Below are 24,265 nucleotides of genomic sequence, written 5' to 3'. Positions count from 1 at the left end.
CATTAGCGACGCCCTATCGGTGGGTGTCCCCACCCGCCGAAGTATAAATAATTTCTATAATAAAATCTTGCTGCTTACTTCTTTATCTATCGTGATGTAACCAGGATATTTCACCAAACCGCCACCTACTTTAATAGACGGACGGATTTTTAAAGTGACCAAACCTTTTTTCTCTGAACCATTCGTTGCTCCACTGATAAAAGTTCCAATATCATCTATCATCTTATTATCTGTTAAGAATTTATAGATGTTGGCATTTACTTGTACTGGCACTTGTGTGGTTTGCCCAGCACCAATACTTACGCTTTGGTCAACCGAACCATTAAAAACTTCTTGTCGGTTAATTAGTACAATATAATCGAAGTTGTTGATAGCCGCTAAAGCATTTGAAGGGTTGGTAATTTCTAAATTCAGCTTTGCTCTAAGCGGAATATCTTTCCTTAACAAGCCTAAAGCTAAGCCCGGAAAATTCACTGAAGAAGTAGCACCGCTTTGGATGATTTTCTTTACATCTGCACCAGCAATAGTGATATTAGTAGCGTCGGTAAGGCGATAATCGCATTGCTCTAAAGCCTTTATTTGTTGTGCTTGTTTATTAATGCCGCATGACCCTAAACTTAGGATGACAAAGCAGGCGAAAATTAATTGTTTCATTTTAGTGTAATTAGTGTTGTGTGTTAAGCAAATTGTTACGCAAACAATGTTCCATTTCCGAAGCCTTTTACAAAAATTAACTAATTTAGCCCGACAACCATTCCATAATGAACATCAAGACATTTTTTCTTGCTGCTTTGCTATTGCCATGTCTCGTTAAAGCGCAGCGAACGCAATTAAATACACTTAACGCTCTCAATGCAGCAGAAATAGCTCAAGGTATTGCAAGTCTTTCGGTAAAAGGTAGCGTACTTTATATTGCGGCACATCCCGACGACGAAAATACAAGATTGCTCGCTTACTTAGCCAAAGAAGCAAAAGTAAGAACAGCTTATTTATCGTTAACCAGAGGCGATGGAGGTCAGAATTTAATAGGAAACGAGCAAGCCGAATTGCTTGGGCAGATAAGAACACAAGAACTTTTGGCCGCTAGAAAAGTGGACGGTGCTGAGCAGTTTTTCAGCAGAGCGAACGATTTCGGTTTCTCTAAAACATCTGATGAAACCTTCAAAATTTGGGGCAAAGAACAGATTTTAGCTGATGCTGTTTGGGTAATCCGCAAGTTCAAGCCAGATGTAATCATTACTCGCTTTCCGGAAGATACCAGAGCTGGACATGGACATCACGCTGCTTCGGCAATTATTGCAAGAGAAGCTTTTGTAGCTGCGGCTGATGCCAAAAGGTTTCCAGAACAACTGAAAAATGGAGTGTCTGTGTGGCAGGCGAAGCGAATTTTATGGAACACTTACAACTTCGGTAACAACAATACAACCGCACCCGACCAACTGAAAATTAACGTAGGTATTTACAATCCGTTATTAGGTAGAAATTATGGCGAAATTGCGGCTATCAGTCGTACCAATCACAAAAGCCAAGGTTTTGGTTCTACTTTGCAAAGAGGAGAAGCCTTTGAATACTTTAGTCATACCGCAGGAGAACCTGCAAAAGCAACATTGTTTGATGGAATAACCATCGAAGTGACTAATAATGAAATTGCAAACCTGTTGAAAGAGATACAACAGCAATTCAACATTAACAAACCTTCGGCTAGTTTGCCCAACCTGTTGAAATTGAGAAAGCTCACTGCCAACGAGAAAGGTTTCAAGCATCAATTACTGGATGAAATGATTTTAGCTTGCGCTGGTTTTTGGGCAGAGGCAGTAACCAACCAACAGAGTTATGCCGTTGGCGATGAAGTTCCGTTCACGGTAAGTGCTATTTTTAGAGATGGAGAAACTGCGCCGAAAATTAATTACCTAGCCGCTGCACAAACAATTGCTTTGCAAAACAATAAAATTTCTACAATCTCACATCGTTTGGTAGCTAATGAAAAGGATATTACACAGCCTTACTATCTTCAAAAAAATCATCCAATAGGTTATTATATTGTTGATAAGCAAAGCGATGTAGGTTATCCAGAAAATCCCAACACTTTGGAAGCAAAATTGGATGTAGATATAGCTGGCGAATTGATTAATGTAAGCTTACCAATTCTTTTCAAGGCTACCGACCCAATTAAGGGCGAGCAATACCAACCTTTGGTAATTGCACCAAAAGTTACGGCAACTTTGAGCGACCAAGCTTATCTGTTTGTAAATGGTCAGCCAAAGGCGATAGAAATAAATTTGAAAAGCTTCAGCAAAAATGTAACAGGAGAATTGGTGCCAGTTTTACCTGCCGGATGGAAAAGTAATCCAGAGAAAATTAGCTTTAAATTTGCGCAAAAAGGCGATGGGCAATTGACGGTGTTTACGATTACACCAGCTGCAAATTCAACATCAGCTGTGCTAACTTTACAAGTAAAAATTGCTGGCGAAACAGAAAGTAAAGGTCTTAGAACTATTCGTTACGACCATATTCCTGATATCAATTTATTTCCAAATGCGACTGCAAAATTAGAAGTGGCAGATTTGAAAATAGCTGGTAAACGTGTGGCTTACATTGATGGTGCAGGAGATTTGGTGAGTAATGCTTTACAGCAAGTTGGCTATGAAGTAACACATTTAAATGCGTCGCAAGTACTCTTAAATAACCTATCAAGCTATGACGCTATTGTTATTGGCGTAAGGTTTTTCAACGTAAATGAGGAAGCTAAAAGTGTTCAAGCAAAGCTGATGGATTACGTGAAAAATGGCGGTGTTGTGTTAGCGCAGTACAATGTTAATAATGGATTAAAGTCTTCTGATTTTGGTCCATATCCTTTTAGATTGGTAAATAAACGAGTAACCGAAGAAGATGCGAAAGTTACTTTTACTAAACCTAATCATGCAGCGTTAAATGCTCCAAATAAGATTACCGAGAAAGATTTTGAGGGTTGGGTACAAGAGCGAGGCTTATATTTTGCAGATGATATTGACCCGAAATATGAAACGATTTTAAGAATGAATGATACAGGCGAAGCTGCCAATGATGGTTCGTTGCTGGTTGCTAATTACGGTAAAGGGAAGTTTGTTTATACTTCTTTATCGTTTTTTAGACAGTTGCCAGCGGGTGTACCTGGAGCCTATCGTTTGTTTGCGAATTTACTATCGAAATAGCAACCCGTCATTTCGAGCGAAACGCAGTGAAGCCGAGAAATCTTTGGATATGTATTAAAGATTTCTCCATTCCGCTACGCTCCAGTCGAAAAGACGAGACTTAAAAATACAACCATGCAAGAAAACCCAAATGAACTACCCCCATTCGTAAAAACCTGGAAACAGTTTTATTACCTCCTCATCTTTTGGTTGGTGGTATTAATCGCTTTGTTTTATGCTTTTACTAAATATTTCCAATGAGCAATATAGATTGGGCGGTTTTACTGTTAACCCTGTTGGGAATTGTAGGTTACGGCGTTTATAAAAGTCGTGGGACGAAGAGCATGGATGCCTATTTATTAGGCGGACAGAGCATGCCTTGGTACACCGTTTGCCTTTCGGTGATGGCCACGCAAGCTAGTGCAATTACTTTTCTTTCTGCACCAGGTTTGGCTTATTCATCGGGAATGAGTTTTGTGCAGTTCTATTTTGGTTTGCCATTGGCGATGATTGTTTTGTGTATCACTTTTGTACCTATTTTTCACAGGTTGAAGGTGTACACCGCTTACGAATATTTAGAGCAACGTTTCGATTTTAAAACTCGTGCTTTAACCGCCTTTCTGTTCTTAATTCAGCGTGGTTTATCTACTGGAATTACCATTTACGCACCTGCAATTATTCTTTCTACCATTCTAAATATTAGCGTTACCTACACCACTTTATTTATGGGTGGATTGGTGATTTTTTACACGGTTTTTGGTGGCACAAAAGCAGTATCTTATACGCAGTTGCTACAAATGACCATCATCTTTTGTGGTTTGTTTGCTGCGGGAATAATGGTGGTGCATCTCTTGCCAGAAAGCGTAGGTTTTGGAAAAGCTATCAGCATTGCTGGAAAAATGGGTAGAACCAATGCCATAGATTTTGATTTCAGCTGGACCAACCCGTATAATGTTTGGAGCGGTATTATTGGTGGTTTCTTCTTGCAATTGTCTTACTTCGGTACCGACCAAAGTCAGGTGGGAAGATATTTAACAGGCTCTTCTGTTGGGCAAAGCCGATTGGGTTTGTTGATGAACGGCCTGGTTAAAATCCCAATGCAGTTTTTAATTTTGCTGATTGGCGTGTTGGTATTTACGTTTTATCAGTATAATAAAGCACCTTTATTTTTCAATAGCTACGAATTAAATAAGCTCGAAAAAAGCGAGTACAAGGCTGAACTAGCTCAAATACAGACGAAACATGACCAGCTCTTTGAAAAGAAGAAGCTAGAAGTTGAGAAATTAGATGTGGCTTTGTCGCAAGATAACCAAGCTTTAATTGACCAACAGCGTATTTTGGTAAAGCAAGCTGATGAAGATGGAAAAGTAATTCGAGAAGAGTTAACTAACCTAATGAAGAAAAATGATGCCAATGCTTCTACGAACGACAACAACTATATTTTCCTCAGTTTCGTAACCGAATACTTGCCAAAGGGATTGATTGGATTGTTGATTGCGATTATCTTCTTAGCATCGATGGGCTCAACGGCTAGTGCGCTTAATTCATTGGCTTCTACCACAGTAGTGGATATTTATAAGCGCATTTTTAACAAAACTGGTAGCGATGGCGCTTATGTAAATGCATCGAGGTGGGCGACTGTTTTATGGGGAGTGGTTTGTATCATTATGGCTTTGTTTACCAGCAAAATTGGAAACCTGATAGAAGCAGTGAACATTTTAGGTTCGTTTATTTACGGAACTATTTTGGGCGTGTTTTTAGTGGCCTTCTATCTTAAAAATGTACAAAGCAAGGCGGTATTTTATGCTGCTATTTTAGCCGAAGCCATTGTTTGTGCCTTAGGTTTCGCGGATGTTGTTGCTTACTTATGGCTTAATGTAATTGGTTGTTTGGCGGTGGTAATTATCGCTTACATTTTGCAGAAGTTGATAAAGGAGAAGGCAGTTGAGGCTGCGCCAGTGGTTTAGGTAGGTCTACAACCATATCGTCATTGTGAGGTACGAAGCAATCTTACTACAATTGTATGGCGCTTTAGGATTGTTTCGTACTTCGCAATGACGGAAAGATGAAATGTTCTGCAAGCCTTTGTTCTCCAAACCCGATTGAGCGGATTAGCCCGGAGCCCTGAGTTTATCGAAGGGTGAGGACTATGAGCGAAAGCGGGACTAGCGTAAATAGTAGTAATGACATTGCTTTACAAAAATTGAAAAACCTGAGGTAAAAAAAATGGAGAAACCTTATTCAAAGATTTCTCCACTCCTTACAGTCGGTCGAAATGACGACAAGTATTATTTCTTAGTTTGCTCAATCAACTGCGTATTTAAACGAACATACTCTTCGTTTTTAATTCTTGTAGCAATCTCCAAACCTTCTTTTGCTGTTTTTGCAGCACCAACTTTATCGCCCATTTTTAACTGAACTTTAGCTTTCCAAAGTTTTGCCCAAGGAGCGTCCGTCATTTGTTTATCGGCTTCGTTCATCCACTCTAAAGCAGTTTTTAGGTCTTTGCCGTTGGTGTAATAGTACTGCGCAGCTTGAAAATAAGGTTTTTTATCGCCTTTCATTGCTTCGGCAATGTTAGCCATCACACGCTCATCAACAGAAGTAGTTAATTTTACGTTTACCAAAGTGTTTTCCCAAGATAACTGTAAATCTGCAGCTGTGTCGCTGATGTTCGCAAACTGGATAGTGAAAGTTTCTACTTTATCTTTTAAGGTAGTAGGTTTAACTTTTACACGTAGCACATCATTTGCTTCGCTGTAAGTGTAAGAACCCCATTCTTTAGTGCCTTTATTTAAGATGATAGTCCACTCGGTTTTACCTGGAATAGTAAATAATGCATATTCGCCAGCCGCTAAATCTTTACCTTCAATTTTAACTGCATCAGAGAATTTAATTACAGTTGCAGAGTTAGCGCCAGTACGCCAAACCTTATCAAAAGGCTCTAAAGCACCAAAAATTTTACGGCCTTTCATGCTAGGACGAGCATAAGTTAAATCGATTTTACCTAAGCCAAAAGCCTGAGAAACGGTTTGAGTTGTACTTGCTTGAGGCATTTTTAAACCTTGCGCCTGTAGGTTTTCGCCCAAGGTAACCAGTACAAAAAGTACTAAAATGAGTTTAATTGATTTCATCTTTATTTGATTGTTGTTGTGCGATAAAATTACTGATTAAATTCCTTACAGTTTATCATCGTTTTGTTAATTAGCCACAGATACACAGATTTAATCTCAAAAGTATCTGTGCATCTGTGGCGTAAATGTTATTTTGCGTACAAATGGAGATAAAGACTGTTAGTATTTTAGGTTGCGGTTGGTTTGGACTGCCCTTTGCGAAGGAATTGGTTGCAAAAGGTTTTAGGGTTAAGGGTTCTACTACTAGTGTAGATAAGTTGGATAGATTACAAACTGAAGGCATTGAACCTTATCAGATTAACCTGAACGAAGCTGCAAATTTGCCATCTAGTTTTTTTGATGCTGATGTGCTTTTTGTGAACGTACCACCAAAAGCGAAAACGGAAAGTGCGTCGTCTTATCCTGACAAATTAAAAAGCATCGCTGATGCTGCGGTGAATGTAAAACAGGTTGTATTTATCAGTTCTACTGGTGTTTTTGAGGATGGAAATTTTGAGGTTGATGAAAATTCAGTCCCTAAACCAGAGAGCAATGCTGGAAAATCATTACTCGAAGCTGAAAATCTTTGGGAAGCTTATCCACAGTTTAACACAACCATCATCCGCTTTGCGGGATTAATTGGCCCAGGCAGAAATTTAGCTAAGTTTTTTGCTGGTAGAGCCGATATACCCAACGGAAAAGCACCCATCAACTTAATTACTTTGGATGATTGTATCGGTCTTTGTTTGCAATTGTTGGAAACGCAGAACTTCGGAGGTGTTTATCATGGTGTGTCGCCACATCATCCAACTAGAGAAGCATATTACACGGCTTTATGTGAGGTTTCTGAAATGGAAAAACCTGCGTTTAAAGATGAGCTGTTAGAATGGAAGCAAATCAATTCTATCAACGTAAGTAAATTAGATTACGATTTTAAAGTGCAAAACTGGTTTGAGTGGATGGAAACCACAGAACTTTAAATAGCTTTGTCATACTGAGCTTTCCGATAAATCGGAAAGTTCAGTATGACACTAGGCTCTAAAGCTCCTTAATCCAATTTGCTAAATCCTCTATGGTTCGCTGCTCTACATTGCTAGGCTTTTGGTACTGCGTTGCATTCCCTTTTGCCTCTTGTTGACTAAACAAATGGTTAAAATCTGGGTAAAGTTTGAAACTCACATTGCTGTTAGCACTTAAAGCATCTTTCCACAAATTGAAATCAGTTTCTGTAACCTGAAAATCGTAACCACCTTGAATAACGAAGATGCGTTGCTTCAATTTCTTAGCCGTTTCTACCTGATTGTAGCTATTTAAATCTGCCCAATAGCTTACTGGCAAACCTAGAATAATAGAGTCTGGCTTCATTTTACCAACTTTAGTAATTTTAGCCCTTTCAATTTCTGTGATGGCATCTGCCAAGTTCTTTTGCATCACTGCAGAGGTATCTTTAATTTGCGATACCATGTATTTATTCTGCTCAATGATAATATCTGGTAGGCTTCTAGCCGGAGCCGCCGCTAAAATTATACCTTTTAAATCTGGAGCTAGGGTAGCAATTCGAGGCGCTAACATACCGCCTAAACTGTGGCCAAGTACATAAACTTGTTTTAGATCTACACCTACAACAGTCTTTGCCAACGCAATTGCTTGTAAAGCATCATCCAAAACTTCCTCCTTAACAGTATAAGCTTTACCAAATTCTTGAGGGTAAATTACCGTACGCTTTACGTATCTGACAGAAGCTATGCCGTTAACCGCTAAACCAGCAGCGATATCTTTAAAGGGCTTGTTTGGGCCGATGGTTTCGTCCATATCGTTAGGGCCAGAACCATGAACTAAAACAACAATTGGAAAACTGTTGCCATCTTTTGGAGTAGTAACTACCGCCGCTAATTGATGCCCGGGCCACTCGATGTAGGTAGATTTTTCTTTGTAAAGTGTGCTATCTGCATAACCCGGCGCTCTGTAGGTAATTGCTTTTGGAGGCAAGTGCATACCTACCAATTTCTCCGTTTTATCGAATAACAAAATGAAATCTTGCTTGTCGTATTGGAACTCGCCACTTACCGTAACCGCATAATATTCGCCTTGCGCACGACTACCAGAAGCATCTATTGATTTTACCTTGCCTAATCTCGTCTCCATGTTGGTCCAAAACTGTTTTAGGTTTTCGGCAGTAATTTTGGTTTTGCCTTCTTCAGAGAAATAACCATGCGCTTCTTCAAATTTGCCAGCAGCAAAAAGATCGAAAAAAGTATTGGCTTTGCCGAAAAGACTAAAAATATTTTGAGAGAAACTAGTTAAGGCTAGAAATAAAAAGGCAGATAATAAAAAAAACTTCTTCATGTGTACCGTTGGTAATCAATAATATGCTTGAAAACCAAATGTACTATTTTTTGTAAAAAATCAACGTTGTTTTTAGTTAAAAGAAGTTAAGGGATAAGAGTAGGATAAGGTTTAAATGATTTTAGCCACAGATGTACAGATAATTATTTCCTTATTGTATATCTTATCTGTGCATCTGTGGCTAATTAACAATTACAGTAACTCAGACTCTAAAGTAATCTCAGTATCCAATAACTTCGAAATTGGGCAATTCGCTTTTGCATCAGCAACCAATTCGTCAAATTTTTCTTGAGATAAACCCTCTGCTTTTACTTTCACTACCAAGTGGATATTATCAATCGCACCTTTTTCTGGGTTTAAGTTTACTGTCGCTTTAGTTTCGATGCTTTCTGGAGTAATATTTTCTGCAGAAATGTTGAAACTCAATTTCATACTGAAACATCCAGCGTGTGCTGCAGCTACCAATTCTTCAGGGTTTGTGCCAGTACCTTCTTCAAATCTGCTTTTGAAAGAATATTGCGTATCCTGTAAAGTTGTGCTTTGCGTAGTTAAAGTACCTTTGCCTTCTTTGCCTGTGCCATTCCACAAGGCGGTTGCGTGTCTTTTCATTTTTTATGAATTAAATTTATCAGATGATTTAGATTTCCCTAAAGATAATCATCCAGTATCAAACTAATGTTTTTGTAAGGTTAATTGTTTTGCTAAATTTAAAAATCCAAACTCGAAATCATGACAGCTAACGAACAACTGATACAGCAATTTTATGCCGCTTTTCAGCAAAAGGACTATAAAACCATGCAAGAAAGCTACGCCGACAATGCTACTTTTAACGATTCAGTATTTCGAAATCTAGATGCAAAACAAGTTAGGGCAATGTGGCAAATGTTGATTTCGAGTAGTAAAGATATGGCCATGACCTTTGGCAACATCAAAGAAGACGGCAACAAAGTAACTGCTTACTGGGAGGCGCACTATACTTTCAGTGCTACCGGCAAAAAAGTCATCAATAAAATAAATGCAGAATTTGAGATCGAGAACGGTAAAATAGTGAAACACACCGACAGTTTCGATTTTTACAAATGGGCAAAACAAGCTTTTGGAGCAGGCGGTTTTTTACTCGGTTGGACTAACTCCTTCAAAGAAAAAGTGCGTCAAACAGCTAAGAAAAAGTTAGATCAATATCTGGAGAAAACTAATCAACAGTAACGGTTAAACCCTCTTGTTGCAAAATTTTTCGGTATACTTCCATCTCGGTAAAAGAGCCTTCTAATACTGCGCACTTACCTTTGTTATGTACTTCCCAAGCAATTTTTTCTGCTTGCGTTTCGCTGTAGTCCAGGTATTTCATCATACACCAAATTACATGCTCAAAGGTATTTACATCATCATTCCAAAGAATTAAACGATGAACCGTTTTCAGCGAGGTTAAAATTTCCTCCAGCGTAAAGGTTTCTTCCTTGGTTTGTGTCGACATGCTGCAAAAATACAAAATAGATTAACGAATCAAACGATTTGATTAAGAGAACGCTAAAACCTGTGGTTCTTCTTTAGCTGTAGTCCCGCTTTGCATTCCAATCTTTTTGCGAGCGCAACTACTACCTAGTGTCTAGCTGACGTTGTCGAAGCGTCTGCAAACTAACAATCAATCCTTCGACAAGCTCAGGATGGCAATACCAAAAAGGATTTCCACTTCAATCAGGGTTAGCTAACAAAAGCCTGCTCCTAGTGGCTAAAATAAAAAACCCGAGACTTGCTCAGGTTTTCATTTCTTCTAAATTGAAACTAGATCTTCTCGCCTTTTTCTAATTTCTCTTTCCTATGCTCTTGCAATAGGTAATGCAACAAGGTATTTAAAACCACCGCATTCCAATCATTATGTAAACTCACGTTGATATTCTTTTTCTTATCATACATATCTTGCACATGCAAAACACCTTTATCCAAGAAATATTTGATTTGGCTCCAAGGCAAAATAACTGTTTTCGTTTTACCTAAAAACCAAGTTTTGTAAGACACTTCGAAACCTTGATAATCGAATTTTGCAGCACCAACTTCTAATTTTTCCTGGTTGTTTAGCTTATCAATAAATTCATTAACCAAGTGCTTTTTCACATATTGCCACAAACCCGACATCACATAGTAATAGGTATGGTCTTCCTCTAAAAGTTCTTCAACCTTACTGCTTTCAAACTGTACACTTACCGATTTACCATCTTTTGCTTTCACATCAATGATATATTTTTTCTTAGTAGGTTTCTTAGCAGGGCCAATTAACGACACGCCATATTTAACGGCAGCTACATCGTTACAAGCAATACGGGTCTGATTTACCTCAATAGCTTCTGCTGTAATTTTTACTTTTTGTTTTGATGAAGGGATGACGATATCTACGTCGAAATTATGGTGTTGCATGGGTTCGAATATACAGATATTTTAGGAATGAAGTAATACCTAAATTTTAGGATTTTTCAATTTAATTTCACCAAGCTTTGCCCAAGCTTAAGCCAATAGCCACCGCTAAAAACCCCACCAATAAGCTTACCAAGGTGTAAGTTGCCAACATCATATAATTTTGTTGTTGCAACATTTGGATATTCTCTGCTGCAAAAGTAGAGAAAGTCGTATATCCACCACAAAAACCTGTGACAAAAAGCAATCTCAAATTTTCATTTTCTGTTGGATTTTTCCCGAAAACACCAACGCATATTCCAAGTATAAAACAACCTAAAACATTAGCCATAAATGTCCCTAAAGGAAAGCCGTTTAGCGGATATCTGGTCATCAATGATGATGTTAAAAAGCGAAAAATACTTCCTATCGCTCCACCTAAACCTACGAGTAAAATTTGTTTTAACATTTTATTGAATTAGCCACAGATGCACAGATATTTTATCCTTATTTAAAGAAGAAAATCAATATTTATCTGTGCATCTGTGGCAAAAAACTACAATCCCAACCTATGTTTTCTTAGCGTATCTTTTGCAATATCATAACCAGCATCTGCGTGACGGATAACGCCCATTGCTGGGTCATTATGCAGCACTCGCTTTAATCTACTAGCTGCGTCTTCGGTTCCATCGGCTACAATTACCATCCCTGCGTGGATAGAATAACCAATGCCCACACCACCACCGTGATGCAACGAAACCCAACTTGCGCCACCAGCAGTGTTAATTAGTGCATTTAAAATTGGCCAATCTGCAACAGCATCCGAACCATCTAACATCGCTTCTGTTTCTCTATTTGGCGAGGCAACAGAACCTGTATCTAAATGGTCGCGACCAATAACAATAGGCGCTTTCACCTTACCTTCGGCCACCAATTTATTAAAAGCCAATCCTGCTTTTTCTCTATCGCCCTGCCCTAACCAACAAATTCTGGCTGGCAAACCTTGAAAAGCAATGCGTTCTTGCGCCATCGTAATCCATCTTTTCAAACTTTCGTTTTCTGGAAATAGTTCCAAAATCACTTTGTCAGTTTCGTAAATATCCTGAGGGTCGCCACTTAAAGCCGCCCAACGGAAAGGACCTTTTCCTTCACAAAACAACGGTCGAACGTAAGCCGGCACAAACCCTGGAAAATCGAAGGCATTCTTCACACCCACTTCCAATGCACGGCCACGTAAATTATTCCCATAATCGAATGTAATTGCTCCACGTTTTTGTAGCTCCAACATCTGTTCTACGTGCTTCGCCATTGTAGCATAGCTTCGTTTTGTATATTCTTCTGGATTTCTTTCACGCAGTTCCGCAGCTTCTGCAACTGTTAATCCCTCTGGAAAATAACCAATCAAAGGGTCGTGAGCCGAAGTTTGGTCAGTTAAAGTATCAGGCGTAATATTTCTATCAATCAATCGCTGTAATAATTCTACAGCATTACAAACTACACCAATAGAAACTGCTTTTTCTTCTGCCTTATACTGTAATGCCTTATCAATCGCTTCATCAATATCATAAGCTATTTCGTCAATATATCTCGTTTCCAAACGTTTTTGAATGCGCCATTCTTCCACATCCGCCGCCAGGCAAACACCTTCATTCATGGTAATGGCCAAAGGTTGTGCGCCACCCATTCCGCCCAAACCAGCGGTTACATTTAGCTTGCCTTTCAAATTTCCATCAAAATGCTTTTTGGCCAAAGCAGCATAGGTTTCGTAAGTTCCCTGCACAATTCCCTGCGAGCCAATGTAAATCCACGAACCAGCGGTCATCTGTCCGTACATCATTAAACCTTTATCTTCCAACTCATCGAAATGTTGCTGTGTAGCCCATTTTGGCACCAATTGTGAATTGGAAATCAGCACTCTAGGCGCATCTTTGTGCGTTGGCAAAACTCCCACAGGTTTTCCTGATTGGATAAGCAAAGTTTCATCATCCTCTAAGTTTTTCAATGCTTTGATGATGAGCTCCAATGCCTCTTTATTTCTTGCAGCTTTCCCTCTTCCACCGTACACAATTAAATCTTCTGGTCTTTCGGCAACGGCTGGGTCTAGATTATTCAACAACATTCTCAATGCCGCTTCCTGTACCCATCCTTTACAATTTAAGGTACTTCCATGCGGTGTTTGACTTTCTTTCAGGTTCATATATTTTGGTTATGCATTTTATTTACCACCTAAGACACCTTAGAAAATCTAAGACTTATAGGTGGTTTATTTTAATCAATGAATTGCATGTCATAGAAATCTAAAATCGTAATTCTAAAATCTAAAACACCCTCATTGTTACAATTTCAAATGTAACGAATAATTAATAATTGCTTAATTTTGTAGCACGATGCAGACGAAGAAACGTCATTTCTTAAAACAAATCTTTGCAGTTGTAATTCTAGCGGTTTTTTCACTAGCTATTACGCCGTGGAGCGCTTTGCATCATCACGAAGAAATAACAATTGTAAAGGAAAAAAACTGTACACATACGGTACACGTCCATACATCTTCCGATAATTGTTTAGTTTGTAAAGCACATTTCGAGAAAAATTTCGTTTCAGATTTTCTTGATTATGTAGTTTATCTCAAAGCAAACATTGTTGAAAATGAATTTTCATTAGCTGGCAATTCATTTACAGAAATTATCGCCAGCTGCTTACGCGGTCCGCCAGCAAATCAATAAATCTACCTATTCCCTTTTAAATCTTTTTTTGCCAACAGGCGATGAAGGAATTTCTATTAATCATCCATCGTTTTACGTAAGTGGGTTTAACCACTTTATTATATTTTTCGTTTATGAAAAGGTTACAACTTTTAGTAACTGTTTTTGGCATTTTGCTGTCTCTAAATACCTTCGCTAATAATTTAGTTAGCATTAAAGGTAAGGTTGTCGATGCCTCAACACAAGAGCCCTTAGCTGGCGCAACATTATATATTTCTGATTTAAAAGCTAGCACTAGCACCAACGCCAATGGCGAATTTACGTTCAATAATGTACCTTCAAAAGGAAAATTCTTGTTAGAAGTTCGTTATTTAGGTTACAAAACTTCCTCAAAACTGATTGACTTATCGGCACAGCAAGACATCAGCTTTGCTTTAGAACCCTCAGTAATTGAGAGTGCCGAAGTGGTAATTACCGGAACTCCATTTAGTGCCAACAACAAAACCAATAGTTTGGCTGTGGTATCGGTTAGCCGAGATAAACTGGCGCAATCTGCCGCTACCAATTTGGTAGACGCCATTGCCAAAATTCCAGGTGTAGCACAGGTAACTACTGGCGGTGCAATTTCGAAACCTACCATAAGAGGTTTGGGCTACAACCGCGTTTTAACCATGGTTGATGGCGCAAGAGAAGAAGGTCAGCAATGGGGCGATGAACACGGTGTGCAAGTCGACCAATTTTCTGCTGCTCGTATCGAAGTATTGAAAGGCCCGGCAAGTTTGCTTTACGGTTCTGATGCTTTGGGTGGTGTAATTAACATCATTGATGATTTAGTGCCTGCCGAAGGAACTTACAACGGTAATTTTACCACCAACTACAATACTAACGGTGGTTTAACGGCATCGTCTTTAATGATGCAAGGCAATACCAATGGTTTTGTTTATCGCGGTCGTGTGTCTTATAAAAATGCTTACGGCTTTGGCTACAAAAATCAAATTGTGCCGAACGCTGGTTTTAACGAGATTAATACGAGTGCGATGTTAGGTTTGAACAAAACTTGGGGTTATACACATTTGAGTTTATCTCGCTTTGCCACAAACATCGGTTTAGTAGAAGATGGCCCGAATGAGGATGGATTTTTTTTGGACGAACAAGGAAATATTATCAGTAAAAGCGATGCAAAATCGAGGTCATTGAATTTGCCGTTTCAAAACATCAATCATTACCGTGCAGCTTTAAATAGTAACGTATTGCTTGGCGGCGGACAGTTAAAATCTACCTTCGCTTTTCAGCGTAACATTAGGAAAGAGTTTGAAGAAGCTAAAGATGAGCCAGGTTTAAATTTAGGCTTGAATTCTTACACCTATGATGTGAAATACTCTTTTGCTAACAACGGAACATGGGAACCAACTATTGGTTTACAGGGTATGTACCAAACCAACAGAAACAGCGGCGAAGAGTTTTTAGTGCCCGATTATAACAGCAATAACATTGGTGCTTTTGCTTATTTGAAACGCAATTTCGAAAACGGTGCTATTAATGCTGGTGTACGTTACGACTACAAAAAAATTGATGGCAAGGATTTGTTCGAAGCACATGACGACCACCAACACCAAATCTTTAATGCTTTTGACAACAGCTTTTCGAACTTCACAGGTTCTTTGGGTTTTGCATTTGATATCGCTAAAAACTTAAACCTAAAAGGAAATATTGGTTCTGGATTTAGAGCGCCAAACATTGCAGAATTAGGCGCAAATGGTGTGCATCATGGTACTTTTAGATACGAAATTGGTAACAGCAACCTAAAACAGGAAACTAGTTTGCAGTTCGATTTGGGCTTAACTTACCAAGCTGAAAACGTCACTTTTGGATTAAATGCCTACAGCAATAAAATCTACGATTACATTTATTTAAGCAACCTGAATGGCGAAACAATTGATGCGGAAGACCATCACTCTGGAGCTACAGAAACTTACCCTGTTTATCGTTTCTTACAAACAGATGCAAGTCTTGTAGGTGGCGAGGCTTCCGTAGATTTCCACTTGGTAAAAGCTTTGCACTTCGAAAATACTTTTGCTTATGTAAAAGGCACTAACAAAGCCACGAATTCACCATTACCGTTTATTCCCGCAGCAAGTTTAAATAACGAAATCCGTTTTGAACCTACTGTTAAAGGGTTAAATGACAGCTTTATTAAAGTAGGTTTAACCAACGTTTTTAAGCAAGACAGAATTGATGCTTTTGAAACAGAAACCGCTGGCTACACCTTATTTGATGCTGGAATTGGTACTTCGTTTAAAACTAAAAGAGGTAAGTTAAATGTTTGGGTTACTGGACAGAACTTAACCAATAAGCTTTATTACAACCATTTAAGTCGTTACAAGTTGGCTAACATTTACAACCCTGGTCGTAATGTAAGTTTTGGAATTAGCGTGCCGTTGTAGACATCATTAAGCTGTCATTCCGAGGAATCTGTTTATTAGATTCCTCGGAATGACAAAAATTTTAAACTCGATTTGCTTTAATAAACCCCACGCTTTTCTGAATATCATTCGCCAACAATCTATCTGCTTCGTTAAAGCTAACTACCGCTCTAAAATCCATCAATAGTTTTTCAATTTTTGGAGATGATTTTAGCGGTCTTCTCAGCTCTAAAGCTTGGGTGGCAGTAATTAGTTCGATAGCCAGAATTCGCTCCACATTTTCTACAACACGCAAACATTTGGTGGCTGCATTAGCACCCATACTCACATGGTCTTCTTGTCCGTTGCTACTTACAATACTATCTACCGAAGCCGGTGTACACAATTGTTTGTTCTCACTGGCTATAGAAGCTGCGGTGTATTGGGTAATCATCAAGCCAGAATTTAAGCCTGCGTTTTTTACCAAAAATGGTGGCAACCCTCTAGTTCCAGAAATCAATTGGAAAGTTCTGCGTTCTGAGATAGAACCAATTTCGGCCAAGGCCAAACACAGAAAATCTAAGGTTAATGCCAATGGTTGCCCGTGGAAATTCCCTGCGGAGATAATCAAATCTACCTCTGGAAATACGTTCGGATTATCCGTTACGGAATTGATTTCAGTCTCAAAAACAGATTGAATGTAGGCCATGCTATCCTTACTAGCACCATGCACTTGCGGCACACAACGGAACGAATAAGGGTCTTGTGTCTGCTTGCCTTCCTGTACAATCAACTCACTTCCCTCCAGCCAATTTTTTATGTTTTCTGCCGTTTGCAACTGCCCTTTATGCGGACGAATAACATGGCTTAAGTTCAAAAATGGGTCAATTCTGCAATCAAAAGCATCGATAGCAGTAGCAGCAATTCCATCGGCCCATGCCAACAAGTGTTGTGCTTTTAATAAGCAATATACACCGTAAGCACTCATAAACTGCGTGCCGTTAATTAGCGCTAAACCTTCCTTGCTTTGCAGCGTTAAAGGTTGCCAACCCAATTGCTGGTATAATTCCGCAGCGCTGATTTTTTGCTTCTTGTACCAAACTTCCCCCTCGCCAATTAGTGGAATTGCCAAGTGCGCCAACGGAGCCAAATCACCAGATGCACCCAAAGAACCTTGTGTATAAACCACAGGCAAAATATCGTGGTTATAGAAATCCACCAAACGTTGTACCGTAGTTAAAGCAATTGCAGAATGTCCGTAACTCAAAGATTGAATTTTGAGCAATAGCATTAACTTTACAATTGATTTTGGCACTTCTTGCCCCGTTCCACAAGCGTGTGATAACAATAGATTATGCTGAAGTTGGGTAAGTTTATCCGCTTCCACCTTAACATTTTGCAGATAGCCAAAACCTGTGTTTATCCCGTAAATCGGTTCTTCGGTTTTGCTCATTTTATCATCCAAATAAGCTCTGCATTTGGCAATTTTCTCTACAGCAATAGCCGATAAAGCAATATTTTGCGATGATTGTATAATTTCTTGAATAGCGGAAATAGTTAGCCTACTAACGCCTACTTCGTACACGGTCATATCAATTCCATTTGGTGCTCAAAAGTATAAATAATTTATACCGAGCGGGAAGTAACCGTATCGAATTTCGATTAATATACTAAAGCGTGATTTTTATTGTAAAAGTGTTTTTATTTCGACTTTAAAATTACCAAGTGAGTAACGATATGCTTTGACTAAAGCCACTACCGCAAATAAAAGCGTCATTTCGATGCGGAAGTATGACGAAGAGCAATCTAGCATTTAGTTTAATAGAATATGCTAGATTACTCCTCACACTTCGTCGAAATGACGACTTATTAGGGTTTTTATCTTACTTTCTTTCTACAATAGTATAACTTACTTTTTGTGTAGAAACTTTTCCGTAACGGTCTACAGCTTTAACTTCAATTTGATGCTCGCCTGCAGCTAAGTTAGCTGGAATATTACCTCTCCATAAGTGTGTACTTGTCTCCGCATTTGAGGGTCTTCTGCCAGATAATAACTCTTTAGACTGGTCGAACTTAAACAAAGTACTTAAAAACGCTGGGTCCATGGCTTCCATGTAAGTCATGTTGTTCCATTTACCGCCGTCTACTGAATACGTTACTTTATCGCCTTTGGCGCCCATAAAAAAGTTTACAAAAATACCTGCAGATGTGTTTTTACGCTTCTCTACAACTTTCGGCAAAAACACTTCCATTTGATAAGCCGCATCTTTTCCCGCAACTTTATAATCAATAGAATACTGGTTTCCTTTTAGATTTAAAAATGCATAACCCTTAGGTGTACCATCACGCATTGTTGAGCTTGGCGTTCCATTAGATTTCAACTCACCAGAATACCAATCGCCAGAAGTTGTACCTGCATTGTACTCATGGTGTGGTTTTGCTTGCAACCAACCATCGGCTTTGCCATAAAAGTTCTGACGTTGCAAATGCGTATGTGCGGACATAGAAAGTGTGTGAGGATAATCTTTTAACAACTCGAATAAACGATTTCTATCTTTTAAGCGAAATGCATTTCCTTCTTTGTCGTCGCCGCCGTTTAATAGAGGGATATGAAAAGCAAGAACAATTAAATGATCTTTACTTACATGTTTCAAATCGTTCTCGATGAACTTCAACTGGTCTTCTCTAAAACCACCCCAATAGCCTTTGCCATCTCTTGGGTCCGGATACAAGATATTATCCAACACAATAAAGTGCACTTTCCCATAGTTTAACGAGTAATTGGCAGGACCAAAATTAGCTTCGAAAGTCTCGTCAGAAAGGCTGTCAACTTTTGCATCGTAGTTCATATCGTGGTTGCCCATCAAATTATACCATGGCAATCCAACTTTCTTAACCGCTTTAATGTAAGGATTGTGCAGGCTTAAATCATCACCAACTAAATCTCCCAAACTTAAACCAAAAGCTACATTTTTAATTCCCGCTACCTCATCAACTATATCCTTCTCAAAAAAATCTACTTCCTGCTGTGTGTATGGCTGTGGATCTCCGAAAACCAAAACTTTAAATTCATCACTCTCCTCTTTTTTAATTAAAGGAAAATCTAGACTTGCCGGTAAAGCGCCTGTTGGCTTGCTGCCCGCATATTTAAAATCAGAAGGAGAACCGTTCGGTTTGTGAATGTAATAACTTGTAGGTTGGTTATTTTCGTTCAATGGCGACTGATAACCGCTTGGCTTGATGACGAAAATCACCTGCGATTCGCGTTTTGGCAAAGTGTAGCTACCTTTAGCATCAGTTTTAACCACTTCTACACCGTTACTAACCGCTACACCTGCTAATCCAACTTCTTTGCGTTCTCTCTTTCCGTTGCTATTTTCATCATGATAAACAATGCCTTTAATGTTTTGCGCAAATACTGATGAAGAGGTTAGAGAGGCGAATAGGATACTTCTAATAATTACTTTTTTCATTTACTTTATCTAGTTTTTAGCAGTTATGAAGCTTTCATGATTTAGTTTTTATTTGATATCATGTTGTTTCATTTTGCTTTATTATGTTACGCAAAACTAGAATGTAAATGTTAACGCATTAAACAGCCAGTATTAAGGCTATGTGAAGGATACTATTTATGCTCTAAAATTTCCAATTGAGCAATAATATCTTCTTCAGTAATTGGATAAGCTACACCATTCGCAATAGTTTGGTAAACCGCTTCGAACAAATCTCCATAGTTACCTTGCGGCGATTTCAACGTGTCGATTTCTCTTTCGCCATCTGCTGTTACCAAAGTTAGTTTAGCCGCATCAGCAGCAATTTCAATTCCATAGCCTTCGTCAGATGGTTTCATTCCTTTTAACAATTGGCTTTCCTGTACATCACCATGATTTTTAGAGAATGCCCCCGATGAACCATTGACTACAAAAGCAGGCGGAATATCGGCAGCCAAAAGCGTAGCCGTTAAGTACACGTTCAAATTATTTGGGTAAGAAAGATGGATGAAGAAATAATCATCTACTTTGCTATTTTCTCTGTTGTTGGCTAGCACCTTATAAAAATGCACTGGCTTTCCAAATAATGCGATGGCTTGGTCTAACAGATGTGGCCCCAAATCATATTGTAGTCCACTCGCTTCATAAGCACTATCTTCTTTAAAAAACTTCGGTCCAATCTCGTTTCTGTATCTATCAAATCGGAAATAAACCTCAGTTAAATTCCCCAACTTTCCACTTTCTATAATTTCTTTGGTGATTTTAAAACCACTGTCAAATCTTCTATTCTGATAGACCAATGCTTTTTTACCAACTTCTTTTGCTAAAGCAAACAATTCTTTAGCCTGAGCCACGGTTGCCGTGAAAGGTTTTTCAACTAAAATATGCTTACCTGCTTCGAGGCACTTTTTAGCATATTCGTAATGCGTATAATTTGGCGTGTTAATGATAATGAGATCGATGGTATCATCAGCAATTAATTCATCAATTGTATCATAACTTTTTACGCTGGGGTAATCTTGAACAGCTTGTTTTTTGCTGCGTTCGGTAACTGCTACAAAATTAAATCCATCATTTAAATGAATAAAAGGTGCATGAAACACCTTACCAGACATACCGTAAGCCATTAAGCCTACATTTATTTTCGAACTCATATTACAAAGCTAAAAGAACGGAGGTGAAAGACCAAAGACTAAATACTAAAGCTGTATATTTGCAGCATGACTCCAGCAGAAATCAATATCAAATGGAAAGAGCTGCAAGAAAAAATAGCGCAAGATTTTGATTCGGAAACTCCCGATTTAAAAGTGATATTATTTTTAATTGGTGTACAAGAGTTAGGTAAGGGACCAGGGAAATTCAGCAAAAGACAGAAAGAGGAATTAATGCATATTGCTACTTGTCGTTTGTTGAGCGAGATGGGTTTTTACGAACTGGAAGCGCTAGATCAGGATGGTTGGCCACATTGGAAATTGGTAAAACCTATTCCCGCCTATGCCGGTCTTGAGCAAGAAATGCTTTTAAGATCTTTGGCCATCAGTTACTTTGCAGATATCTACGAATAAAAAAAGTCCCGACGTTAAATCGGGACTTTCTATTTTGTGAGATAATTTTGGATTATCCTGCTTTTTCTTGAGCTTCTTTTTTCAATTGCTCGTTAGCAACAATTACAATTTCTACCCTACGGTTTGCTGCACGACCTGCTTCTGTTGAGTTATCAGCAATTGGTTCGTTAAAACCTTTACCTGCTGTAACTAAACGTGATGCTGGCACACCTTGAGAAACTGCATAAGTTTTAACCGCAGCAGCTCTTTTCTCAGATACAGTTTGGTTTACCGCAGCAGTACCAATATTATCTGTATGACCATAAACTTTCACATCAGTTCCTGGGTATTGGTTTAATGAAGAAGCTAATGATTGAATATTAGTTTTAGCTGCATCTTTCAAATCGGTTTTGTTAAAATCGAAAAGGATACCGCTATCAAATCTTACAATGATACCTTCACCTTCACGAATAACTTCTGCACCTGGAATTGCTTGTTTAATTTCAGCTGCTTGCTTATCCATTCTTTTACCAATGAAACCACCTGCAGTACCACCCACAGCAGCACCAATTACAGCACCTACAGCAGTGTTACCTGCTTTTTTACCAATTAAGGCACCTACCACGCCACCAGCAGCAGCGCCAATACCTGCACCTTTTTGAGTATTGTTTAAGCTATCGCAGCTTTGAAAAGTCATTGCACCTACCGATAAAGCTATAGCGACAGTTGCTGTCTTGAATTTTGTAGTCATCATGTTCTTATTTCGTTTATTATAATGTTGATAAATGTGTTGGCAAAGGTAATGCCAATTTTACACAACCCCTCAAAATATTCCTGATAGTTGTAAAAAACATCTACTTACAAAAACAATCTAACTTGCGGTTAGTTTTGTTTAGCCAAAACAAAAAACCCAATTGACTATATTTTTATACAACAACTACTCTGAGAAATAGGCTTCCAATTCTTTCAGCGAATTTTCATCGGTATAGAAATCTTTAATCACCTTGCCTTTTTCTAACAAGATAATTCTGTTGCATACATCGGTAACGTGATTTAAATCGTGGCTAGAAATAAACGTGGTTAAACGCTGTGTAGTGCTTAAGTTTTTTACTAATGATTTTAATCTTATTTGTGTAGTTGGATCCAGGTTTGCAAAAGGTTCGTCTAAAATCAATAATTCCGGTTTTTGCATTAACGCTGCTGCAATACCAACTTTATTTTGGTTTCCTTTAGAGAAATCTCTGATGTATTTACCTCTACTTAATATCTCCCCATTGAAAAACTCTTCGTATTGTCTCAAGTAATCGCTCACATGGGCAACGCTTAATCCGTGCAGACTGCCAATGAAAGTGAAATATTCCTCGGGTGTAAGGTAATCAATTAAGAAACCTTCATCCAAATAAGAAGCGGTATAGTCTTTCCATTGCGAACTGTTGGCGACGTTGATATCTTTCGATAAAATTTCTCCACTATCAGGACGTATCAAATCCAAAAGCATTCTAAAGAATGTGGTTTTGCCCGCACCGTTATTTCCAACCAAACCAATTGTTTCGCCAGCTCTAATATTTAAGTGGTCAATATCAACTACAGTACGACCGCCATAGTTTTTTACTAAATTCTTAACTTCTATCATTTCTTATTCTCTAAAGCCTTCGGCTATTTTATAACGTTGTTTCTCAAATTTTCTAACAATTACATCTACCCAAAAATTACGCATTAATAAACCTACCAAGCCCAAAAATGCGATGGTAGCTAAACCCCAATAAGGCAGGTTTAAAATACCGAATGGTACATATATAATTAATGGAAGTAAAAGTAATGGAAGACCTAAAAGCCATTGCGTAGCGCCAACACCTTGCCAATTGAAACTTGCACTAGCCGTAATATCTAACCTCTTATAATTAAAATTGGCGAAGTAAAGCACTACTACAGTACCCACGCCCAAATTATAAATATACGCAGCTGCATGTAGTATCAAGAGTTTGTAGCTCATAAAACCATAAAAACTAGAAAGCACAGTAATTAGCGTGCTACTAATGGTAAAAAGCAAAAACTTAGCCTTGATAAAATCTTTGTAATTAATTTTGTTAGACAGCAGACCATCAAAATGTGAGCTTTGCCAAGCGTACATAAACTGCCCGTAAACTGATATGGTGATACCCGTCATGAATACCGCAGCAAACAACATTTTACCGAACTCGTTACCAGCAATTAAAGGCATGCGGTAGAAAAAGAAACCATAGCATAAAAACAGGAAGCCCATAATCACCGAACTTCTAGAGCGCTTGTGTCTTAAAATAAGTTTCAATTCTAAAGCCGCCAACTCTCCAACTTTGCCAAAATTATTAAGGAAAGGATAATCGGTGCTTACTTTTTTATCGTCTTTGGTACTCAGTTCTTCGGTGTATAAATTAGCTTCCAAAAATTTGAAGTTCATGTAATAAACAGCAAAAGCGGCTACTGGAAATATGAGTGCCAAAAAAGGATATTTTGCTACATTCTGAAAAGCAAGATTAGAGAAATCTCTGATGGAGATAAAGCCATAATAATCTGAAGCCGCCAAGCCAAGAATAACTACAATGCCTGCGGCAAAAACTGCAACGTTGTTAATGGCCTTGCGTTTAATATACAGCACCAAAAAGTTATTAAAAACAGCAAGTCCAATAATTGAGACCAAATACGCTAAAACGCCAATTGCACCTGCCGAAGCGCTAATATTGATAAATATAAATGGGAAAAAGATAAAAATCGGAAGGATATTGAAGAATGAAACAAGCGATTTTAGATTTAAGAAATTGACAATCGTTTTTCTAGAAATCTTTAGATGTAGGTAAGGCACTACGCTTAAAGTAGGCAGGTCTTGCATCTGTATTCTAATTGCTAAATCGAGCAAGAAATAATACAGAATTAAACCGTTAAACACTACCGCAGGATTAATTCCTGGCATGAATTTATCGATTAATGTTGTCATCCAAAAACCAATGCCTATGGCTACAACCAAAAAATACAACATAAAAAAACCCAGTACAATTTGAGCGGCAATACTGCCTGCCTTATTTCTACTGCGCCAAAAAGATTTCCATTGATGTGATAAAAAAGTACTCAGCAT

The 24,265-nt window shown here is 38.4% G+C and carries 21 protein-coding genes; 7 read left to right on the top strand and 14 right to left on the bottom strand.

Going from position 1 to position 24,265, the window contains the following annotated elements:
• Window positions 1-54: 54 nt before the first annotated feature.
• Entirely contained in the window at window positions 55-654 is a 600-nt protein-coding gene (locus AC23ME_RS03560) for a hypothetical protein (RefSeq protein WP_487726367.1), read from the bottom strand.
• Window positions 655-761: 107 nt separating this feature from the next.
• Between AC23ME_RS03560 and AC23ME_RS03555 the strand changes: the two genes are divergently transcribed.
• Window positions 762-3,191 carry a PIG-L family deacetylase gene (locus tag AC23ME_RS03555; protein ID WP_487726366.1) on the top strand — a complete coding sequence of 810 codons (2,430 nt, stop codon included), beginning with the start codon at window positions 762-764 and terminating at the stop codon, window positions 3,189-3,191.
• A gap of 236 nt (window positions 3,192-3,427) precedes the next feature.
• Window positions 3,428-5,137 carry a sodium:solute symporter family protein gene (locus AC23ME_RS03550; protein ID WP_487726365.1) on the top strand — a complete coding sequence of 570 codons (1,710 nt, stop codon included), beginning with the start codon at window positions 3,428-3,430 and terminating at the stop codon, window positions 5,135-5,137.
• Between the two features lie 321 nt (window positions 5,138-5,458).
• Here the strand turns inward: AC23ME_RS03550 and AC23ME_RS03545 are convergent, their stop codons facing one another.
• A complete protein-coding gene (locus AC23ME_RS03545) occupies window positions 5,459-6,304 on the bottom strand; it encodes a DUF2911 domain-containing protein (RefSeq protein ID WP_487726364.1) in 846 nt (281 codons plus the stop codon).
• Between the two features lie 143 nt (window positions 6,305-6,447).
• Between AC23ME_RS03545 and AC23ME_RS03540 the strand changes: the two genes are divergently transcribed.
• Window positions 6,448-7,263 carry an SDR family oxidoreductase gene (locus AC23ME_RS03540; protein WP_487726363.1) on the top strand — a complete coding sequence of 272 codons (816 nt, stop codon included), beginning with the start codon at window positions 6,448-6,450 and terminating at the stop codon, window positions 7,261-7,263.
• Window positions 7,264-7,321: 58 nt separating this feature from the next.
• Here AC23ME_RS03540 and AC23ME_RS03535 read toward each other — a convergent pair whose 3' ends face one another.
• Complete coding sequence (locus tag AC23ME_RS03535) at window positions 7,322-8,629, bottom strand: DUF3887 domain-containing protein (protein ID WP_487726362.1); 1,308 nt, start codon at window positions 8,627-8,629, stop codon at window positions 7,322-7,324.
• 192 nt (window positions 8,630-8,821) lie between these two features.
• Entirely contained in the window at window positions 8,822-9,238 is a 417-nt protein-coding gene (locus tag AC23ME_RS03530) for an OsmC family peroxiredoxin (RefSeq protein ID WP_487726361.1), read from the bottom strand.
• 120 nt (window positions 9,239-9,358) lie between these two features.
• On the opposite strand from AC23ME_RS03530, the gene AC23ME_RS03525 reads away from it, so the two are divergent.
• Complete coding sequence (locus AC23ME_RS03525; protein WP_487726360.1) at window positions 9,359-9,835, top strand: nuclear transport factor 2 family protein; 477 nt, start codon at window positions 9,359-9,361, stop codon at window positions 9,833-9,835.
• Here AC23ME_RS03525 and AC23ME_RS03520 read toward each other — a convergent pair.
• The 4 genes from AC23ME_RS03520 to hutU form a co-directional block, all read right to left on the bottom strand.
• Window positions 9,822-10,103, bottom strand: a complete 282-nt coding sequence (locus tag AC23ME_RS03520) for an ATP-dependent Clp protease adaptor ClpS (protein ID WP_487726359.1) — start codon at window positions 10,101-10,103, stop codon at window positions 9,822-9,824. The genes AC23ME_RS03525 and AC23ME_RS03520 overlap by 14 nt on opposite strands.
• A 308-nt stretch (window positions 10,104-10,411) precedes the next feature.
• On the bottom strand, window positions 10,412-11,041 hold the full coding sequence (locus AC23ME_RS03515) for a hypothetical protein (RefSeq protein ID WP_487726358.1): 630 nt from the start codon (window positions 11,039-11,041) through the stop codon (window positions 10,412-10,414).
• Between the two features lie 67 nt (window positions 11,042-11,108).
• Complete coding sequence (crcB, locus tag AC23ME_RS03510) at window positions 11,109-11,486, bottom strand: fluoride efflux transporter CrcB (RefSeq protein WP_487726357.1); 378 nt, start codon at window positions 11,484-11,486, stop codon at window positions 11,109-11,111.
• 87 nt (window positions 11,487-11,573) lie between these two features.
• Window positions 11,574-13,214 (bottom strand): urocanate hydratase, encoded by a 1,641-nt coding sequence (hutU, locus tag AC23ME_RS03505; RefSeq protein ID WP_487726356.1) that lies wholly within the window; start codon window positions 13,212-13,214, stop codon window positions 11,574-11,576.
• A 190-nt stretch (window positions 13,215-13,404) separates the two neighbouring features.
• Here hutU and AC23ME_RS03500 point away from each other — a divergent pair, with 190 nt between their 5' ends.
• Together AC23ME_RS03500 and AC23ME_RS03495 are read left to right on the top strand one after the other, a co-directional pair.
• Window positions 13,405-13,740 carry a hypothetical protein gene (locus AC23ME_RS03500; RefSeq protein WP_487726355.1) on the top strand — a complete coding sequence of 112 codons (336 nt, stop codon included), beginning with the start codon at window positions 13,405-13,407 and terminating at the stop codon, window positions 13,738-13,740.
• A gap of 113 nt (window positions 13,741-13,853) precedes the next feature.
• Window positions 13,854-16,163 carry a TonB-dependent receptor gene (locus tag AC23ME_RS03495; RefSeq protein WP_487726354.1) on the top strand — a complete coding sequence of 770 codons (2,310 nt, stop codon included), beginning with the start codon at window positions 13,854-13,856 and terminating at the stop codon, window positions 16,161-16,163.
• 61 nt (window positions 16,164-16,224) lie between these two features.
• Here the strand turns inward: AC23ME_RS03495 and hutH are convergent, their stop codons facing one another.
• The 3 genes from hutH to AC23ME_RS03480 all read right to left on the bottom strand — a co-directional run bounded on the left by hutH (window position 16,225) and on the right by AC23ME_RS03480 (window position 20,766).
• The gene (gene hutH / locus AC23ME_RS03490; RefSeq protein WP_487726353.1) at window positions 16,225-17,712 is read right to left on the bottom strand and encodes a histidine ammonia-lyase; all 1,488 of its coding nucleotides are present in this window, start codon (window positions 17,710-17,712) and stop codon (window positions 16,225-16,227) included.
• A gap of 292 nt (window positions 17,713-18,004) precedes the next feature.
• Window positions 18,005-19,594: a calcineurin-like phosphoesterase C-terminal domain-containing protein gene (locus AC23ME_RS03485; RefSeq protein ID WP_487726352.1), complete on the bottom strand. Its 1,590-nt coding sequence runs from the start codon at window positions 19,592-19,594 to the stop codon at window positions 18,005-18,007.
• Window positions 19,595-19,746: 152 nt separating this feature from the next.
• Window positions 19,747-20,766, bottom strand: coding sequence for a Gfo/Idh/MocA family oxidoreductase (locus AC23ME_RS03480; RefSeq protein ID WP_487726351.1), 1,020 nt, complete (start codon window positions 20,764-20,766; stop codon window positions 19,747-19,749).
• 66 nt (window positions 20,767-20,832) lie between these two features.
• On the opposite strand from AC23ME_RS03480, the gene AC23ME_RS03475 reads away from it, so the two are divergent.
• On the top strand, window positions 20,833-21,177 hold the full coding sequence (locus tag AC23ME_RS03475; protein ID WP_487726350.1) for a hypothetical protein: 345 nt from the start codon (window positions 20,833-20,835) through the stop codon (window positions 21,175-21,177).
• Window positions 21,178-21,229: 52 nt separating this feature from the next.
• Here AC23ME_RS03475 and AC23ME_RS03470 read toward each other — a convergent pair whose 3' ends face one another.
• From AC23ME_RS03470 to AC23ME_RS03460, 3 genes are all read right to left on the bottom strand, one after another.
• Window positions 21,230-21,910 (bottom strand): YiaD family glycine zipper/OmpA-like lipoprotein, encoded by a 681-nt coding sequence (locus AC23ME_RS03470; RefSeq protein ID WP_487726349.1) that lies wholly within the window; start codon window positions 21,908-21,910, stop codon window positions 21,230-21,232.
• A 183-nt stretch (window positions 21,911-22,093) separates the two neighbouring features.
• Window positions 22,094-22,789 carry an ABC transporter ATP-binding protein gene (locus AC23ME_RS03465; protein WP_487726348.1) on the bottom strand — a complete coding sequence of 232 codons (696 nt, stop codon included), beginning with the start codon at window positions 22,787-22,789 and terminating at the stop codon, window positions 22,094-22,096.
• 3 nt (window positions 22,790-22,792) lie between these two features.
• Entirely contained in the window at window positions 22,793-24,265 is a 1,473-nt protein-coding gene (locus AC23ME_RS03460; RefSeq protein WP_487726347.1) for a DUF5687 family protein, read from the bottom strand.

The organism is Pedobacter sp. T50_32 (genome assembly GCF_057652195.1).
Note: the sequence above shows the minus strand (reverse complement) of the source record. Positions and strands in the feature narration are given on the sequence as shown.

What these genes read in the sequence shown, in the direction of transcription:
- AC23ME_RS03560 (WP_487726367.1), bottom strand. Translation starts at nt 654, where the DNA reads ATGAAACAATTAATTTTCGCCTGCTTTGTCATCCTAAGTTTAGGGTCA.
- AC23ME_RS03555 (WP_487726366.1), top strand. Translation starts at nt 762, where the DNA reads ATGAACATCAAGACATTTTTTCTTGCTGCTTTGCTATTGCCATGTCTC.
- AC23ME_RS03550 (WP_487726365.1), top strand. Translation starts at nt 3,428, where the DNA reads ATGAGCAATATAGATTGGGCGGTTTTACTGTTAACCCTGTTGGGAATT.
- AC23ME_RS03545 (WP_487726364.1), bottom strand. Translation starts at nt 6,304, where the DNA reads ATGAAATCAATTAAACTCATTTTAGTACTTTTTGTACTGGTTACCTTG.
- AC23ME_RS03540 (WP_487726363.1), top strand. Translation starts at nt 6,448, where the DNA reads ATGGAGATAAAGACTGTTAGTATTTTAGGTTGCGGTTGGTTTGGACTG.
- AC23ME_RS03535 (WP_487726362.1), bottom strand. Translation starts at nt 8,629, where the DNA reads ATGAAGAAGTTTTTTTTATTATCTGCCTTTTTATTTCTAGCCTTAACT.
- AC23ME_RS03530 (WP_487726361.1), bottom strand. Translation starts at nt 9,238, where the DNA reads ATGAAAAGACACGCAACCGCCTTGTGGAATGGCACAGGCAAAGAAGGC.
- AC23ME_RS03525 (WP_487726360.1), top strand. Translation starts at nt 9,359, where the DNA reads ATGACAGCTAACGAACAACTGATACAGCAATTTTATGCCGCTTTTCAG.
- AC23ME_RS03520 (WP_487726359.1), bottom strand. Translation starts at nt 10,103, where the DNA reads ATGTCGACACAAACCAAGGAAGAAACCTTTACGCTGGAGGAAATTTTA.
- AC23ME_RS03515 (WP_487726358.1), bottom strand. Translation starts at nt 11,041, where the DNA reads ATGCAACACCATAATTTCGACGTAGATATCGTCATCCCTTCATCAAAA.
- crcB (WP_487726357.1), bottom strand. Translation starts at nt 11,486, where the DNA reads ATGTTAAAACAAATTTTACTCGTAGGTTTAGGTGGAGCGATAGGAAGT.
- hutU (WP_487726356.1), bottom strand. Translation starts at nt 13,214, where the DNA reads ATGAACCTGAAAGAAAGTCAAACACCGCATGGAAGTACCTTAAATTGT.
- AC23ME_RS03500 (WP_487726355.1), top strand. Translation starts at nt 13,405, where the DNA reads ATGCAGACGAAGAAACGTCATTTCTTAAAACAAATCTTTGCAGTTGTA.
- AC23ME_RS03495 (WP_487726354.1), top strand. Translation starts at nt 13,854, where the DNA reads ATGAAAAGGTTACAACTTTTAGTAACTGTTTTTGGCATTTTGCTGTCT.
- hutH (WP_487726353.1), bottom strand. Translation starts at nt 17,712, where the DNA reads ATGACCGTGTACGAAGTAGGCGTTAGTAGGCTAACTATTTCCGCTATT.
- AC23ME_RS03485 (WP_487726352.1), bottom strand. Translation starts at nt 19,594, where the DNA reads ATGAAAAAAGTAATTATTAGAAGTATCCTATTCGCCTCTCTAACCTCT.
- AC23ME_RS03480 (WP_487726351.1), bottom strand. Translation starts at nt 20,766, where the DNA reads ATGAGTTCGAAAATAAATGTAGGCTTAATGGCTTACGGTATGTCTGGT.
- AC23ME_RS03475 (WP_487726350.1), top strand. Translation starts at nt 20,833, where the DNA reads ATGACTCCAGCAGAAATCAATATCAAATGGAAAGAGCTGCAAGAAAAA.
- AC23ME_RS03470 (WP_487726349.1), bottom strand. Translation starts at nt 21,910, where the DNA reads ATGATGACTACAAAATTCAAGACAGCAACTGTCGCTATAGCTTTATCG.
- AC23ME_RS03465 (WP_487726348.1), bottom strand. Translation starts at nt 22,789, where the DNA reads ATGATAGAAGTTAAGAATTTAGTAAAAAACTATGGCGGTCGTACTGTA.
- AC23ME_RS03460 (WP_487726347.1), bottom strand. Translation starts at nt 24,265, where the DNA reads ATGCTGAGTACTTTTTTATCACATCAATGGAAATCTTTTTGGCGCAGT.